Raw genomic sequence first — 15,325 nt, forward strand, 5'->3', positions numbered from 1 at the left:
TCAATGGCCGTGCCTCTGCCCTCTGCAACATCCAAGCCCCGCTCCCGCTTCGCCCTGCGCTGGTATTCCTGGCTGTTTCTGGTTGGGGCGGTGGTGTATGGCGTGGCGTGGGCGATGCATTGGGACGATCGCGGTGTGCTGTGGGTGCTGGAGCGATTTGAAAGCCCTGCCGAGCGCAAGGAAAGTGTCTGGCTGCCGGACTATCAGGCGGTGATCGATGCCAAGGTGCTGCCGGGCATGGAAAAAGACGAAGCGTCGGACCTCACCTATAACCCACTGACCAAAACCCTGTTTTCTGTCATGGGCAAAAACGCCTTTCTTGTGGAGCTGAACCTGCAAGGCGACGTGCTGCGCAAGATGCTGCTCAACGGCTGGAGCAACCCGGAGGGCGTCACGATGCTGGAAAACGGCCTGATGGCGGTGGTCGATGAACGTCAACACACGCTGACCATCGTCAAGGTCGATGCCACGACCCAGCAGTTGAACAAAGCCGACTTTACCAGTTACGACCTGGGCCCCTCCATAGACCAGAACAAAGCGTTTGAGGCCGTAACCTGGGACAAACGCACTCAGCAACTGGTGCTCGGTGAAGAGCGTCCACCGGCATTGTTCACCTGGAAAAGCGACGGCAGCCAGACCCTGACTGGCGATAAACAAAAGCTGGCTAGCAAAGAGTTGGACATGCGCAATCTCTCGGCTCTGGCCATCGATTCGCGCACGGGCCACATGCTGGCGTTATCGGCCGATTCTCACTTATTGCTGGAGCTGGATGAAAAGGGCGAGCAGGTGAGCTTCATGACCTTGCTCGGTGGCTTCAACGGCCTCAAGGACACGATTCCGCGAGCCGAAGGGGTGACCATGGACGAGGACGGCAACCTGTACGTGGTGAGCGAGCCGAACCTGTTCTATCGTTTCGAAAAGCAGAAATAGCTGGCGAAATACGTCGGATATTTCTCTTTCAACGGCATTCGTCAGACAGTGGGGCGCGTTTAAGTTTAAATTCAGACCGGCGTGATATTTATTCGCCACTTTTTGACTTTGAGCTCGCCCAATGCGTCGACTTGCCCGCCCTAAACCTATTCTTTTGATGATTGCGCTGGTCATCGTGATCAGCGCCGTCGCTGTTGCGCAGTACTTCCGTCTCTTTGAGCGCGCCTGGTTCAACTGGCAGGCGTGGCGCCAGCCCACCAATGAGCAATCCATTGGCCTGGCGGATTACCGCGTGGTGCTGGAGGCGCAGGTGATTGAGGGGTTGGATGATGACGTGTCGGCCCTCACCTATGATCCGATCCGCAAAAGCCTGTTTACCGTGACCAATAAAAACGCCGAGCTGATCGAGCTGTCCCTGGAGGGCAAGATCCTGCGGCGTATTCCCCTGATCGGGTTTGGCGATGCCGAGGCCGTGGAGTTCATCAGCGAGAACATTTACGTCATCAGCGATGAGCGCCAGCAACGGCTGATCAAAGTACATGTGGACGATGACACCGAGTTCCTCGACGCTGCGGACGCCGAACAAATGACCTTGGGCGTGCATGTCGGCGGCAACAAGGGCTTTGAGGGCCTGGCCTATGACTCGGTAGGCAAACGTCTGTTCGTCGCCAAGGAGCGCGATCCGATGCTGATCTACGAGGTGCACGGCTTTCCTCATTTCAAACCGGAAAAAACCTACTCGGTGCATGTGATCAACAACCCCAAGCGTGACGCCGGGTTGTTTGTGCGCGACCTGTCGAGCCTGCAATACGACGAGCGCAGCGGCCATTTACTGGCGTTGTCGGATGAGTCGTTTCTGGTGCTGGAGTTGGACATCGACGGTCGTCCGTTGAGCAGTCTGTCTCTGCTCAACGGACGCCATGGTTTGAAAAAACGCGTGCCCCAGGCCGAAGGCATTGCCATGGATGACGATGGCGCGCTGTACCTGGTCAGCGAGCCGAACCTGTTCTACGTGTTCAAAAAGCCCTGATCAGAACATCCATTGCACACCCAGTGAATAGCCGGTCTGGCTGCCTTCGCTATGGCCCAGGCGGCTATTGACCTCGGCATACACCCCCAGCTGTGGGGTAATCGCCAACTGGCTGCCCAGTTGGGCGCGACCAAAATGCTTATCCACAGCGCCGAGCCGCGCGGTACGCGCCTGGCCATCGGCGCGGGCGGTCAATTGCAGATCGTCCAGGCGACCGTCGGCCAATTCCTCAACCCAGGCAATGTCGCCGTAGGGCATCAGGCTTAGGCCATGAGGCAGTGCGACGGTACCGCGTACTCGCCAACCAAGGCTGGCTTCCAGGGAGTCGAAGGATTGTTCCTCGTATTCAAGGGCGGTGCGCAGGTTTTGTTTCTCGTGGAATTTATCGATGCGTGAGTGGCTGTAGTCCAGGCCGGCGAACGGGCCGCTCTTGATTGCGCCGAGGTCAAAGTCGTAGCCGCCCAGCACCCGCGCGCCGAGCGTCAATGCGTCAGTGCTGCCGGTCAGCTGTTGATTGAGCAGGATCGGCCCACCATTGGCCTGGATCAGCAGGTTGCGCCGGCTATCGAAGCGGCTGTGGCCGATGCTCAGGTCGCCGGCCAGCCAGCTCGGCCCGCCATCGTTAAGCAGCGCATAGGCGGCAGCTTGCCAGGTGTCGCTGTCGAGTTTGCCGCGGTGCTCCAGTTTGTCGCGGCCGTTGAGGTAACTGAGGCTGGCGCCGATGTTCAGGCTCGCGCTGAGTTGGTAATCGCCCAGGGCGTGCAGGCCCACGCGCCGGGCCTCTGGGTTGGGCGCCGTGTCGAAGCCACTGTCGGGGTTGTATTCGCCGTCCACGCCAATCTCGCCGTCAAAGCTGCCGACCTCGCGGCTGGCCGATTGCAAGGTCAGCCAGCGGCGATCGTGCAGGCGCACCATCGCCTGGTGCTGGCGCTGCAGGTTGTCCTGCATATTGCGCGCGACGGCGCCGCCGGAAGCGGTCGAGGCCAGCAGGTCAGCGTTGGTCAGCTCCAGCACCAAGCGGCTGAGCAGGCGCGAATAGTCGCGCAGACGCTGGTCAATGCGCGCCTGGCCGAAGGCATCAGTGAGTACCGCTTTGTTGTCTTCAGCGGGGTCGTGCCAGGTCGAGCCGCCGGGGATTTTCGGGTTATTGGTCTGGGTATAGCCGTCCAGGTCGCCCAGTTCCCAGTTAGTGGCCTCTATATAGAGGATTGGTATGTTCAGCGCTTCGAATGCTTCGCCGTCGCTGCAGCAACCGGTGCCTGTGGGGTATTGCGGGTCGAGTCCGGGGTTGGTGAACAAAGGAATATTCAATTCCTTGGCGATCTGGAAGGTGTGCTCGCGCAATGCCGCCAGTGCGGGGTTGGCGGTGCTGTTCTGGCCGGCGTGGGCGTACATCATGTCGCCGGTGATCAGACTGTCGAGGTTGATCATCGCCAGCATATTCGCGCGCTGGCTGGCGCTTAGTGAGTCAACGAACGCCCGGGAGCCGCGCAAGCCTTCTTCTTCCGCGCCGAAACCGACAACCTGCAGCCCGTTTTCCAGCTGCAGACCGCCCAGGTTCTTCGCCACTTCGGTCAGCACACTGGCGCCGGAACCGTTGTCATCCAGGCCTTGCAGGGTAGGGCGGCCAAAGTAAGTGTCGAAATGCGCGCCAATTACCACGTACTGCGGCCGAGTGCCGGCGGCGTAGGCCACTACGTTCTGCGAGGCGCGGCTGCCGCTGTTCCAGGTGAAGTCCTGACGGCTGATGGTGTAGGCCGTGCCCATCTGGCTTTGCATCCAGTCGGCCGCGCCGGCGAAATTGGCCGTGTCACGATACCGGCCGGGGTAATCGTTGATCAGCTTTTCCAGGGTGGTGTTGGCGTGCTCGCCGTATTCGTAGGCTGAGGCTTGCAGGGATACCAGGGCGCAGGTCGCGCCGATCGCGAAGGCGAGGGGCTTTATCACAGGGTCTTCCTTGAAGTGACGGAGTGGTTGAGCCGAGACCCTTTGCACAATGTGCGCCTCATTCCCTGGGCGATTGTGAATTGGCGCATTGTTAAACGGCGGGGTCGCGTGGTTGTAAGTTGTAACGGATTTGATACCAGCGACGGCATTGAATGTCGTGATTTGGCGCACGATTTTGGAGAGGGGTGCTGCGAAAGGTAGCGTTTTTGTTACATGGGCAGGGGCTGTGGGAGGAGGCTGGCTCCGTCCCACAGTCAACCTGTGCTTAAGCCTTGAGGGTTTTCACGCCTTCAGGCGTGCCCAGCAGCAACACATCCGCCGGCCGCGCGGCGAACAAGCCATTGGTGACCACGCCGACGATGGCGTTGATCCGGGTTTCCAGCTCGACCGGGTTGGTGATCTGCATGTTGAACACATCGAGGATGATGTTGCCGTTGTCGGTCAACACGCCTTCGCGGTACACCGGGTCGCCGCCCAGCTTCACCAATTCCCGGGCTACGTGGCTGCGGGCCATGGGGATGACTTCCACCGGCAGTGGGAATGTACCGAGCACCGGCACCAGTTTGCTGGCATCGGCGATGCAGATGAAGGTCTTGGCCACGGCCGCGACGATCTTCTCGCGGGTCAGGGCTGCGCCGCCGCCTTTGATCAGGTGCAGGTGTTCGTCGCTTTCATCGGCGCCGTCGACATAGAACTCCAGGTCGCTCACGGTGTTGAGCTCATACACCGGAATGCCGTGGCCTTTGAGGCGCGCGGCGGTGGCTTCGGAGCTGGCCACGGCGCCGTCGAACGCGCCCTTGTGCTGGGCCAGCGCATCGATAAAGCAGTTGGCGGTGGAGCCGGTGCCGACGCCGACGATGCTCTTGTCGTCGAGTTTGGGAAGGATTAAATCGACGGCGGCCTGGGCCACTGCCTGTTTGAGTTGATCCTGGGTCATGCGGGCTCCGGAACGGGCGGGGAGTTATCGAGGGCGGCGAGTATACCCCAACAAAACCTCGGGATTCGTGTGGTCGTACGGCTAAAAGCCGGGTTAGACTCCTTGGCCCTGCCCAACCCGCCCAGTGATGCTTTCCGATGCTTGAACAGTACGTCAAAAAGATCCTCACCTCGCGCGTCTACGACGTTGCCGTAGAAACCCCGTTGCAGACCGCCCGCCAGCTCTCCGAGCGCTTGGGCAACAAGGTCTGGCTCAAGCGGGAAGACTTGCAGCCGGTGTTCTCGTTCAAGATTCGCGGCGCCTACAACAAGCTGACCCAACTGAGCGCCGAAGAACGTGCGCGCGGTGTGGTCACCGCCTCGGCGGGCAACCACGCCCAGGGTCTGGCCCTTGCGGCCAAGGTGCTGGGGGTCAAGGCCACTATCGTGATGCCCAAGACCACCCCCGAGATCAAGGTCGAAGGCGTGCGCTCCCGTGGCGGCAAAGTGGTGCTGCACGGCGATTCGTTCCCGGAAGCCCTGGCCTATTCGCTCAAGCTGGTCGATGAAAAAGGCTACGTCTACATTCACCCCTACGACGATCCGCACACCATTGCCGGGCAGGGCACCGTGGCGATGGAGATTCTGCGCCAGCACCCAGGGCCGCTGGACGCGATCTTCGTACCGGTGGGCGGCGGTGGCCTGATCGCGGGTATTGCGGCATACGTGAAATACCTGCGCCCGGAAATCAAGATCATCGGCGTCGAGCCGGATGACTCCAACTGCCTGCAAGCCGCGATGGCAGCGGGCGAGCGAGTGGTGCTGCCGACCGTGGGCCTGTTTGCCGATGGCGTGGCGGTGGCGCAGATCGGTCAGCACACGTTCGATATCTGCAAGGACTACGTGGATGAAGTGATCACCGTCAGCACCGACGAAATCTGTGCGGCGATCAAGGACATCTACGACGACACCCGTTCCATCACCGAGCCGGCGGGCGCGCTGGGCGTGGCGGGTATCAAGAAATACGTGGAAACCCGAGGCGTCAGCGGGCAAACCCTGGTGGCTATCGATTCCGGCGCTAACGTCAACTTCGACCGCCTGCGCCATGTGGCCGAGCGCGCCGAGCTGGGTGAAGGCCGCGAAGCGATCATCGCCGTGACCATTCCCGAGAAGCCTGGCAGCTTCAAGGCGTTCTGCGAGGCCGTGGGCAAACGCCAGATTACCGAGTTCAACTACCGCTATCACACCGGCAGCGAAGCGCACATTTTCGTCGGTGTGCAGACGCATCCGGAAAGCGACCCGCGCAGCGCCTTGATCGCCAGCCTCACCCAGCAGGGTTTTCCGGTGCTGGACCTGACCGAGAACGAATTGGCCAAGTTGCACATCCGCCATATGGTCGGTGGGCATGCGGCCAAGGTGAGCGATGAAGTGGTGTTGCGCTTCGAGTTTCCGGAGCGGCCGGGGGCCTTGTTCAACTTTCTTAACAAATTGGGCGGGCGCTGGAACATCTCAATGTTTCACTATCGCAACCACGGCGCGGCGGATGGCCGTGTGGTGGCCGGCCTGCAAGTGCCGGCGAACGAACGTCACCTGGTACCGGCGGCCCTGGCGGAAATCGGTTACCCGTACTGGGACGAAAGCGATAACCCGGCCTACAAACTGTTCCTCGGTTGAGCGACTACGCTGATTGGGGCGGCCTTTAAGGAATACGACACATGCAAACCCTGATCACCCTCAAAGTTATCCACATTGCGGCCACTGCGGTGTTGTTGCTCTGCGGCCTGGGCCTGGCGCTGTTGGCCTGGCGCAAACGCAGCGCCGGTCCGGCGGTGGTCGTGCAGCGCCCTTGGGCGTTCGTATGGTTGCTGATGGGGGTTTGCCTGCTCAGCATGCCATTTACCGGCTGGTGGCTGGTGCACCTGGTGGGCTGGCCGTTGGGGCAGACCTGGATTCTGGGCTCCAGCCTGCTCTACACCGTGGCGGCGCTGGCCTGGTTCTGGCTGGTGGCGCGGCTCAACCGGTTGCGCAAGGGCGAGGGCGGTAGCCTGAATTTCACTTTGGTGCTAGCGGTGGTCAGCCTGGTGGGGTTTGTGGCGATTGCCGGGTTGATGGGGGCCAAGCCGGTTTAACCCGTTGGATCGTGTCGCCTGTATCGGGGGCAAGCCCCCTCCCACATTTAACCGAGTCCTTGTGGGAGGGGGCTTGCCCCGATAGCGCTATCAGCTACGCAGGGTAATCACCGGCCAACCCCGCTTCTCGGCTTCGGCGCGCAAATTCGGGTCCGGGTCGACCGCCACCGGGTTCGCCACCTGCTCCAACAGCGGCAAGTCGTTCATCGAGTCGCTATAGAAGTAACTGTCTTCCAGGCTATGCCCGGTCTCTTCCAGCCAACGATTCAAGCGCGTCACCTTGCCTTCACGGAAACACGGCACATCCGTGCTGCGTCCGGTATAGCGGCCGTTTTCCATCTCGCATTCAGTGGCGATCAGGGTGTCCACGCCCAGGCGTGCGGCAATCGGCGCCGTGACGAAACGGTTGGTGGCGGTGATGATCACTAACTTGTCGCCGGCGTCGCGGTGCTTGGCCAGCAGTTCGGAGGCGCGTGGCAGCATGATCGGTTCTATGCAGTCGCGCATGTAGTCGTTATGCCAGGCGTCCAGCTGGGCCATCTCGGTGCGGCCGAGGATTTCCAGGCAGAAGTTCAGGTAAGCGGCGTTGTCCAGTTGGCCGGCCAGGTAATCCTGGTAGAACTCGTCGTTGCGAGCCTTGTAGGCCACCGGGTCGAGAATCCCGCGTTCACACAGGTAATCGCCCCAGGCGTGGTCGCTGTCACCGCCGAGAAGGGTGTTGTCCAAGTCGAATAAAGCCAGGCGCATTGCAGTTACTCGCTGAAATGTCTGTAAAAAGGCGTCCAGAATACGGTCTTTTCACAAGAGTGCACATAAGCTAAGAAGCCTCGTTGCCGCTTGCGCAAGCTTTGTGGAACAATGCGGCGACATGCGTTTGCGAGGTTGTTGCCGTGATCGACCCCGATGGTTTCCGTCCAAATGTCGGGATTATTCTTACGAATGATGCCGGACAGGTGCTATGGGCTCGCCGAATCAACCAAGATGCCTGGCAGTTTCCTCAGGGCGGAATCAACCCCGACGAAACCCCTGAAGACGCCTTGTACCGTGAGTTGAACGAAGAAGTCGGCCTTGAGCGCGAAGATGTGCAAATTCTGGCCTGTACCCGTGGCTGGTTGCGCTATCGTTTGCCGCAACGCCTGGTGCGTACCCACAGCCAACCGCTGTGCATCGGCCAGAAGCAGAAATGGTTTCTCCTGCGCCTGATCTCCAATGAGCAGCGGGTGCGGATGGATTTGACCGGTAAACCGGAGTTCGATGGCTGGCGTTGGGTCAGTTATTGGTACCCGCTGGGCCAGGTGGTGACATTCAAGCGCGAAGTTTATCGTCGCGCTCTCAAAGAGCTTGCCCCGCGCCTTTTAGCGCGCGACTGACGACGGAGTTCGACCCCGAGCCATGCTCAATACGCTGCGCAAGATCGTCCAGGAAGTTAACTCCGCCAAGGATCTCAAGGCGGCGTTGGGGATTATTGTGTTGCGCGTCAAGGAAGCCATGGGCAGCCAGGTCTGCTCGGTTTACCTGCTGGACCCCGAGACCAACCGTTTTGTGCTGATGGCCACCGAGGGCTTGAACAAGCGCTCCATCGGCAAGGTCAGCATGGCGCCCAATGAAGGTCTGGTTGGCTTGGTGGGGACGCGTGAAGAACCCCTGAACCTTGAACATGCGGCCGATCACCCGCGTTATCGCTACTTTGCCGAAACCGGCGAAGAGCGCTACGCCTCATTTCTCGGCGCACCCATCATTCACCACCGCCGCGTTGTCGGCGTGCTGGTCATTCAACAGAAAGAACGCCGCCAGTTCGACGAAGGTGAAGAAGCCTTCCTCGTGACCATGAGCGCGCAATTGGCCGGGGTTATCGCCCACGCCGAGGCCACCGGTTCCATCCGTGGCCTGGGCCGTCAGGGCAAGGGTATTCAGGAAGCCAAGTTCGTCGGCGTGCCGGGTTCGCCAGGTGCTGCTGTGGGTACGGCGGTGGTCATGCTGCCGCCGGCCGACCTCGATGTGGTGCCGGACAAAACCATCACCGACATCGACGCCGAAATCAAACTGTTCAAGACCGCCCTCGAAGGCGTGCGCGCCGACATGCGCAACCTCTCGAACAAACTGGCCACCCAATTGCGCCCCGAAGAGCGGGCGCTGTTCGAGGTGTACCAGATGATGCTTGACGACGCGTCCCTCGGGAACGAAGTCAAGACCGTGATCAAGACCGGCCAGTGGGCCCAGGGCGCGTTGCGTCAGGTGGTCAGCGATCACGTCAACCGTTTTGAAATGATGGACGATGCCTACCTGCGCGAGCGCGCCTCGGATGTGCGTGACCTCGGTCGCCGTCTGCTGGCCTACTTGCAGGAAGATCGCAGCACCAACCTGGTCTACCCCGACAACACCATCCTGATCAGTGAAGAACTGACCGCCACCATGCTTGGCGAAGTACCGGAAGGCAAACTGGTGGGCCTGGTGTCGGTACTCGGTTCGGGTAACTCCCACGTCGCGATCCTGGCCCGGGCCATGGGTATTCCGACGGTGATGGGCCTGGTGGACCTGCCGTATTCCAAAGTCGACGGCATCGACATGATCGTCGACGGCCATCGCGGCGAAGTCTTTACCAACCCCAGCGAAGTGCTGCGCAAGCAATATGCCGAGGTGGTGGAAGAAGAGAAGCAATTGGCGCTGGGCCTCGATTCCCTGCGCGAGTTGCCGTGTGTGACCCTCGACGGCCACCGCGTGCCGCTGCTGGTCAACACGGGCTTGCTGGCCGACGTGGCCCGCGCGCAACAGCGAGGCGCCGAAGGCGTGGGGCTGTACCGCACCGAAGTGCCGTTCATGATCAACCAGCGTTTCCCGAGCGAGAAGGAACAGCTGGCGATCTATCGTGAGCAGTTGGCGGCGTTCCACCCGTTGCCGGTGACCATGCGCAGTCTGGATATCGGCGGCGACAAGTCGCTGTCGTACTTCCCGATCAAGGAAGACAACCCGTTCCTCGGCTGGCGCGGTATTCGCGTGACCCTCGACCATCCCGAGATTTTCCTGGTGCAAACCCGCGCCATGCTCAAGGCCAGCGAGGGCCTGAACAACCTGCGCATTCTGTTGCCGATGATCTCCGGCACCCACGAGCTGGAAGAAGCGTTGCACCTGATCCACCGGGCCTGGGGTGAAGTGCGCGACGAAGGCGCCGACGTACCGATGCCGCCGATTGGCGTGATGATCGAAATCCCGGCAGCGGTGTACCAGGCCAAGGAGCTGGCGCGGCAGGTGGACTTCCTGTCGGTAGGCTCCAACGATCTGACTCAGTACTTGCTGGCCGTGGACCGCAACAACCCTCGGGTTGCCGACCTGTACGACTACCTGCACCCGGCCGTGCTGCAAGCCTTGCAGCATGTGGTTCGCGACGCCCATGCCGAAGGCAAACCAGTGAGTATCTGCGGCGAAATGGCCGGCGACCCGGCAGCGGCAGTGCTGTTGATGGCGATGGGTTTTGACAGCTTGTCGATGAACGCCACCAACCTGCCGAAAGTGAAGTGGCTGCTGCGCCAGGTCAACCTGAGCATGGCCAAGGATCTGCTGGCGGAGGTGATGACCATCGACAACCCGCAAGTTATCCACAGCTCGCTGCAATTGGCCCTGAAAAACCTGGGGCTGACGCGGATGATCAATCCGGCTTCGGCGAAAACCCTATAACGCTGACACCGATCAGAATTGTGAGAGGGGCTTGCTCCCTCCCACATCGGCGTTGTGGTGTGGCTAGAGGTTGATCTCCACTTCGCCCAGCCGCCCGCCCTCGGGCCCGAAACTACGCTCCACCATCCACCGTGTGCCGTCGGCATTCACGATCAATGCTGTGCTGGCTCGGGTCCCATAAGTAGGGCTGGCGATAAACACGCTCGACAACAGGCTTTCAGTCGCCAGCCCCACGCCGGTATCCGGCAACTCGGCGAACGGTGCGGTCTGCGGGTCACTCAACAGCTCCAGCAAAACATGCGGGTGCGGATTATCCAGCGCCTGGCTTAACGCTGCCTTGGCCTTGAGCAGCTTCGGCCACGGCGTATCCAACCCGGCATTGGACAACCCATACACTCCCGCCTCCAACCGGGCAGGCTCGGTGTGATTGGCGTTGTAATGCCACATCTCTTCCCGCGTCCCCACCAGCAGGTTGAAGCCGGCATATTCGATGGATCGGCCATTTACTTCGGCTAAATACTCGTCAATCGGCAGCGAACCACTGAGAAACCGCGCCACCAGCTCGCCGCGGGACTTACGCGCCGGCGGCTGGTGCGGATCGCGGATATTGGTCAGTGCCGCAAACCGCCCATCGGCACTCACCCCCAGCCAGGTGCCGCCGGCTTCCTGATCGCGGCCGGCATACACGTGAGGCGCATCCGGCCACTGGGCCAGCGGCAGCGTAGGGCGGGCATAGAACTCATCGCGGTTGGCCGCGACGATCAGCGGCTGGGCATGACCCGGCCGCCAGGCGAAAACGATCAAGCACATCAGGCGATCCCTTTTGTGTTTTTTGCCACTCTACTCACTCAAGCAGAAGCGTTCCATCGTCTCCAGTTGGGTCGCATGCCTTCCATCCGTTAACATGCCGGACTTGTTTCGGGGGCTCCCATGGAATTTCTGCTGTATCTGGTGCTTGGCGCCTGTGCGGGCGTGCTCGCCGGGCTATTCGGTGTGGGCGGCGGGATCATCATCGTGCCGGTGCTGGTGTTCAGCTTCACCTTGCAGGGCTTCGACCCGCAGGTACTGACGCACTTGGCGGTGGGAACGTCCCTGGCGACTATCATCTTTACCTCGGTCAATGCCGTGCGCGAGCACCATCGGCGTGGCGCGGTGCGCTGGCCGATCTTTGTGTGGATGACCGTCGGCATCTTGATCGGCGCCGGTTTTGGCGCGCTGACCGCCGAAGCGATTTCCGGGCCGCACTTGCAGAAGATCATCGGCGTATTTGCCCTGCTGGTGGCGCTGCAACTGGGCCTGGACGTCAAGCCGAAGGCCAGTCGAACGGTGCCGGGCAAGGTCGGTCTGACCCTGGCCGGCACTGTGATCGGCTGGGCCTCGGCGATTTTCGGGATTGGCGGCGGCTCGCTGACCGTGCCATTCCTGACCTGGCGCAGCGTGCCGCTGCAGCAGGCAGTGGCGACGTCGTCGGCCTGCGGCCTGCCGATTGCGCTGGCCAGTGCATTAAGTTTCATGATTCTTGGCTGGCATGATCCGCTGTTGCCCGCTCATAGTCTGGGGTTCGTGTATTTGCCGGCCCTGCTGGGCATTGCCCTGACCAGCATGGTGTTCGCGCGCTTCGGTGCACGCCTGGCGCACCGGCTGTCGCCCCGCCTGCTCAAGCGGCTGTTTGCCGGATTGCTATTGTGCGTCGGTTTGAATTTTTTGCTGTAACGAAGGCTTAATCGCGCCCGGGCATGGTCCGGACGCCATAACGAATGATTTAACGAGGAGTCGCAATGCTGCCTTACCCGCAGATCGACCCGGTGGCCCTGGCCATCGGTCCGCTGAAAATCCACTGGTACGGGTTGATGTACCTGATCGGCATCGGCGGCGCGTGGTTGCTGGCGTCTCGGCGCCTGAACCGTTTCGACCCAACCTGGACCAAGGAGAAACTCTCCGACATGGTGTTCTGGTTGTCGATGGGGGTGATCGTCGGCGGACGCCTGGGGTATGTGCTGTTTTACGATTTGTCGGCGTATATCGCCAACCCGATGCTGATTTTCGAAGTGTGGAAGGGCGGCATGGCGTTCCACGGCGGCTTTATCGGCGTGATGATCGCGGCCTGGTGGTTCGGTCGGCGCAACGGCAAATCGTTCTTCCAATTGATGGACTTTGTCGCGCCGCTGGTGCCGATCGGCCTGGGCGCCGGGCGCATCGGTAACTTTATCAACGCCGAGTTGTGGGGCAAGCCGACCGACGTGCCGTGGGCCATGGTATTCCCGCCGTTCAGCGACCCGGCCCAGTTACCGCGCCATCCGTCGCAGCTGTACCAGTTCGCCTTGGAAGGCGTGGCACTGTTCCTGATTCTGTATATCTTCTCGCGCAAACCGCGCCCGACCATGGCCGTGTCCGGCATGTTCGCGCTGTTCTACGGGATCTTCCGGTTTATCGTCGAATTCGTACGGGTGCCGGATGCGCAGCTGGGTTACCTGGCGTGGGGCTGGCTGACCATGGGCCAGATCCTCAGCCTGCCGATGATCCTGGTCGGCCTGGGCCTGCTGTGGTGGGCGTACAATCGCCCGCAGCCGCTGAAGAACACCGCGCTTTAAATTCGAACGCCTGGGCCCAGCCGCGCTGGGCCCAGGCTTCAACGAAACGGGTATCCACATGAAGCAATATCTCGAACTGCTGCACGACGTCGTGACCAATGGCCTGACCAAGGGCGACCGCACCGGCACCGGCACCAAGGCCGTGTTCGCTCGCCAGTATCGGCATAACCTGGCCGACGGCTTCCCGCTGCTGACCACCAAGAAGCTGCACTTCAAAAGCATCGCCAACGAGTTGATCTGGATGTTGAGCGGCAACACCAACATCAAATGGCTCAATGAAAACGGCGTGCGCATCTGGGACGAATGGGCCACCGAAGACGGCGACCTGGGCCCGGTCTACGGCGAGCAATGGACCGCCTGGCCGACCAAGGACGGCGGCACGATCAATCAGATCGACTATATGGTTCACACCCTTAAGACCAACCCCAACAGCCGTCGCATCCTGTTCCACGGCTGGAACGTCGAGTACCTGCCCGACGAAACCAAGAGCCCCCAGGAAAACGCGCGCAACGGCAAACAAGCCCTGCCGCCGTGCCATCTGCTGTATCAGGCGTTCGTGCATGACGGTCACCTGTCGATGCAGTTGTATATCCGCAGCTCCGACGTGTTCCTTTTATCCCCCCTCACTGAAGCTGCACATTACCAACTGATTGCGTAGAGCCAAATCCTTTCCAGGCGCTTTTAAAGTGACTAGGCAAATCTGCACATTCCGTATAGGGTGTGTGAAGGGCTCGGAGGGGGATAGAAATGAAGGTAGTAGCTGCTAGGGCTGAAGTGCTGGATCTTGGTGAGTCACTGCTTAACGAGGTGAGTCCGACCACAGAGGGAGTGGTTCATGTGACCGGCGGTGGCGTCTTCGATGATGATGAGCGTCTCTTACCTCATGTCTCCTGTTTCCTATCCGAGCAAGCGTCTACGGATAGTCTCTCCATTAAATCCGTAAAGACCTATGGCCATAACCTTGGCTATATCTATTCCTTTCTACAGTCCCGCCCTGAGCTGAAAACCTGCCACCTTGATGAAGCGTTTATCGACGCGGGCACGCATATCTACCGTGAGTACTTCCGATCTCTTATTGAAGAGAGTGACCTGGAAAGCACTACAGCCCGGAACCGTGATGCCACCCTCATGTCATTCATGGCTAACTATCTCTGTGCTTCAGTGGATGGGCGAGCTCCATTGCGCAAGAGCAACCCATACGACCGAGGGATGTTTACTCCTTCGCCTAAATCGAAACTAATTCAGGGCTGCAGCACCGAAGAGCTGATGGCACTCATTGAGTCCACTCCCTACGAAAGGGAGCGTTGCCTTATGCAGTTCATCTTCGATGTGGGGCTGCGACGTTCCGAGGTCGAATTTGTTAGCCTGAAGAACGTTCTTGATGCCCTGAAATTCAGCAAGGCCAAGTTCCTTTCTCAGGATGAAGAGCTTCCGCTGCATGTCGACTACTGCCCCATCTGGATCAGCGGTAGTAAGGGGCGGGGCAACCAACGTAAGGCGCGGTACAGCATCGTCAGTCGCGCCACGCTGGAGAGGGTCAAGCGTTACCACGATTCGTTGGTATATCGCACCCACTCCCGCAAATACCGCAAGCCTGAAGACACGCCTGCGTTTTTCAATACCCACGGCGATGCCTTCAGTGCCAGAGCTATCAGCAGTCTGCTTGACCGGCTCAGCGAGCGCGCTGTAGCCACCAACCGCATCACCCGTCCCGTCTCTCCTCACAAGCTTAGGCACGGTAACGCTTACGCAATCCTTTCCAGCCCAGACCTGGGCACGGATTACCTTGAGCGCCTAACCATCGCCAGTAAGAGCCTGGGTCACGCTCATTTATCTACGACCGAGAAGTACAACCAAATCGCGATGGATCTCTATCGAAAATTACTCGATGACAACGCGATAACGGTGACTCGGGCGCAGGAAATGGAAGCGTTGATCGTAAAGACCTGGCTTCGAATACGACCGTCCGATCGGAAGTGACTGAGTTGATGCGTCACATGTAGCTCTCACGATCATGAAAGCTTGGACGGGACTATTCCGCCTCCTTGCTTGATGACCGCTGAGCTCAGGATCGCATCTTCCTCCCGAACATTTGGCAGCGCCCGTTACAG

General features: G+C 60.2%; 13 protein-coding genes and 1 pseudogene. 10 read left to right on the forward strand and 4 right to left on the reverse strand.

Annotated elements, in window-relative coordinates:
• The first annotated feature begins 3 nt into the window (after nucleotides 1–3).
• Both K1567_RS17555 and K1567_RS17560 read left to right on the forward strand, forming a co-directional pair.
• Complete coding sequence (locus K1567_RS17555) at nucleotides 4–930, forward strand: SdiA-regulated domain-containing protein (protein WP_220698682.1); 927 nt, start codon at nucleotides 4–6, stop codon at nucleotides 928–930.
• A 121-nt stretch (nucleotides 931–1,051) separates the two neighbouring features.
• Nucleotides 1,052–1,960 carry an SdiA-regulated domain-containing protein gene (locus K1567_RS17560; protein WP_034101335.1) on the forward strand — a complete coding sequence of 303 codons (909 nt, stop codon included), beginning with the start codon at nucleotides 1,052–1,054 and terminating at the stop codon, nucleotides 1,958–1,960.
• On the opposite strand, the gene K1567_RS17565 is transcribed toward K1567_RS17560, so the two are convergent.
• Together K1567_RS17565 and rpiA are read right to left on the reverse strand one after the other, a co-directional pair.
• On the reverse strand, nucleotides 1,961–3,907 hold the full coding sequence (locus K1567_RS17565) for an autotransporter domain-containing protein (RefSeq protein WP_220698683.1): 1,947 nt from the start codon (nucleotides 3,905–3,907) through the stop codon (nucleotides 1,961–1,963). It abuts the gene before it with no gap.
• 265 nt (nucleotides 3,908–4,172) lie between these two features.
• Nucleotides 4,173–4,844, reverse strand: coding sequence for a ribose-5-phosphate isomerase RpiA (gene rpiA, locus K1567_RS17570; RefSeq protein ID WP_034101332.1), 672 nt, complete (start codon nucleotides 4,842–4,844; stop codon nucleotides 4,173–4,175).
• 137 nt (nucleotides 4,845–4,981) lie between these two features.
• On the opposite strand from rpiA, the gene ilvA reads away from it, so the two are divergent.
• Nucleotides 4,982–6,496 carry a threonine ammonia-lyase, biosynthetic gene (gene ilvA / locus K1567_RS17575; protein WP_034101330.1) on the forward strand — a complete coding sequence of 505 codons (1,515 nt, stop codon included), beginning with the start codon at nucleotides 4,982–4,984 and terminating at the stop codon, nucleotides 6,494–6,496.
• A gap of 41 nt (nucleotides 6,497–6,537) precedes the next feature.
• Entirely contained in the window at nucleotides 6,538–6,951 is a 414-nt protein-coding gene (locus K1567_RS17580; protein ID WP_034101329.1) for a DUF2269 family protein, read from the forward strand.
• 90 nt (nucleotides 6,952–7,041) lie between these two features.
• Here K1567_RS17580 and K1567_RS17585 read toward each other — a convergent pair whose 3' ends face one another.
• Nucleotides 7,042–7,698 carry an HAD family phosphatase gene (locus tag K1567_RS17585; protein ID WP_034101327.1) on the reverse strand — a complete coding sequence of 219 codons (657 nt, stop codon included), beginning with the start codon at nucleotides 7,696–7,698 and terminating at the stop codon, nucleotides 7,042–7,044.
• A 143-nt stretch (nucleotides 7,699–7,841) separates the two neighbouring features.
• Here K1567_RS17585 and K1567_RS17590 point away from each other — a divergent pair, with 143 nt between their 5' ends.
• A complete protein-coding gene (locus K1567_RS17590; RefSeq protein ID WP_003176750.1) occupies nucleotides 7,842–8,321 on the forward strand; it encodes an RNA pyrophosphohydrolase in 480 nt (159 codons plus the stop codon).
• Between the two features lie 22 nt (nucleotides 8,322–8,343).
• Nucleotides 8,344–10,623, forward strand: coding sequence for a phosphoenolpyruvate--protein phosphotransferase (ptsP, locus tag K1567_RS17595; RefSeq protein ID WP_034101326.1), 2,280 nt, complete (start codon nucleotides 8,344–8,346; stop codon nucleotides 10,621–10,623).
• 63 nt (nucleotides 10,624–10,686) lie between these two features.
• Here ptsP and K1567_RS17600 read toward each other — a convergent pair whose 3' ends face one another.
• Nucleotides 10,687–11,433: an NRDE family protein gene (locus tag K1567_RS17600; RefSeq protein WP_220698684.1), complete on the reverse strand. Its 747-nt coding sequence runs from the start codon at nucleotides 11,431–11,433 to the stop codon at nucleotides 10,687–10,689.
• 120 nt (nucleotides 11,434–11,553) lie between these two features.
• On the opposite strand from K1567_RS17600, the gene K1567_RS17605 reads away from it, so the two are divergent.
• The 4 genes and pseudogenes from K1567_RS17605 to K1567_RS17620 all read left to right on the forward strand — a co-directional run bounded on the left by K1567_RS17605 (nucleotide 11,554) and on the right by K1567_RS17620 (nucleotide 15,194).
• Nucleotides 11,554–12,336 (forward strand): sulfite exporter TauE/SafE family protein, encoded by a 783-nt coding sequence (locus K1567_RS17605; RefSeq protein ID WP_220698685.1) that lies wholly within the window; start codon nucleotides 11,554–11,556, stop codon nucleotides 12,334–12,336.
• Nucleotides 12,337–12,401: 65 nt separating this feature from the next.
• The gene (gene lgt, locus K1567_RS17610) at nucleotides 12,402–13,214 is read left to right on the forward strand and encodes a prolipoprotein diacylglyceryl transferase (RefSeq protein ID WP_034101323.1); all 813 of its coding nucleotides are present in this window, start codon (nucleotides 12,402–12,404) and stop codon (nucleotides 13,212–13,214) included.
• 58 nt (nucleotides 13,215–13,272) lie between these two features.
• Nucleotides 13,273–13,851, forward strand: a pseudogene (gene thyA / locus K1567_RS17615) (thymidylate synthase); the annotation flags it as partial.
• A gap of 110 nt (nucleotides 13,852–13,961) precedes the next feature.
• Nucleotides 13,962–15,194 (forward strand): tyrosine-type recombinase/integrase, encoded by a 1,233-nt coding sequence (locus tag K1567_RS17620; protein WP_220698686.1) that lies wholly within the window; start codon nucleotides 13,962–13,964, stop codon nucleotides 15,192–15,194.
• Nucleotides 15,195–15,325 lie beyond the last annotated feature (131 nt).

Origin of the sequence: Pseudomonas sp. S5F11 (assembly GCF_019641515.1) — a bacterium.
Lineage (GTDB): Bacteria > Pseudomonadota > Gammaproteobacteria > Pseudomonadales > Pseudomonadaceae > Aquipseudomonas > Aquipseudomonas rhodesiae.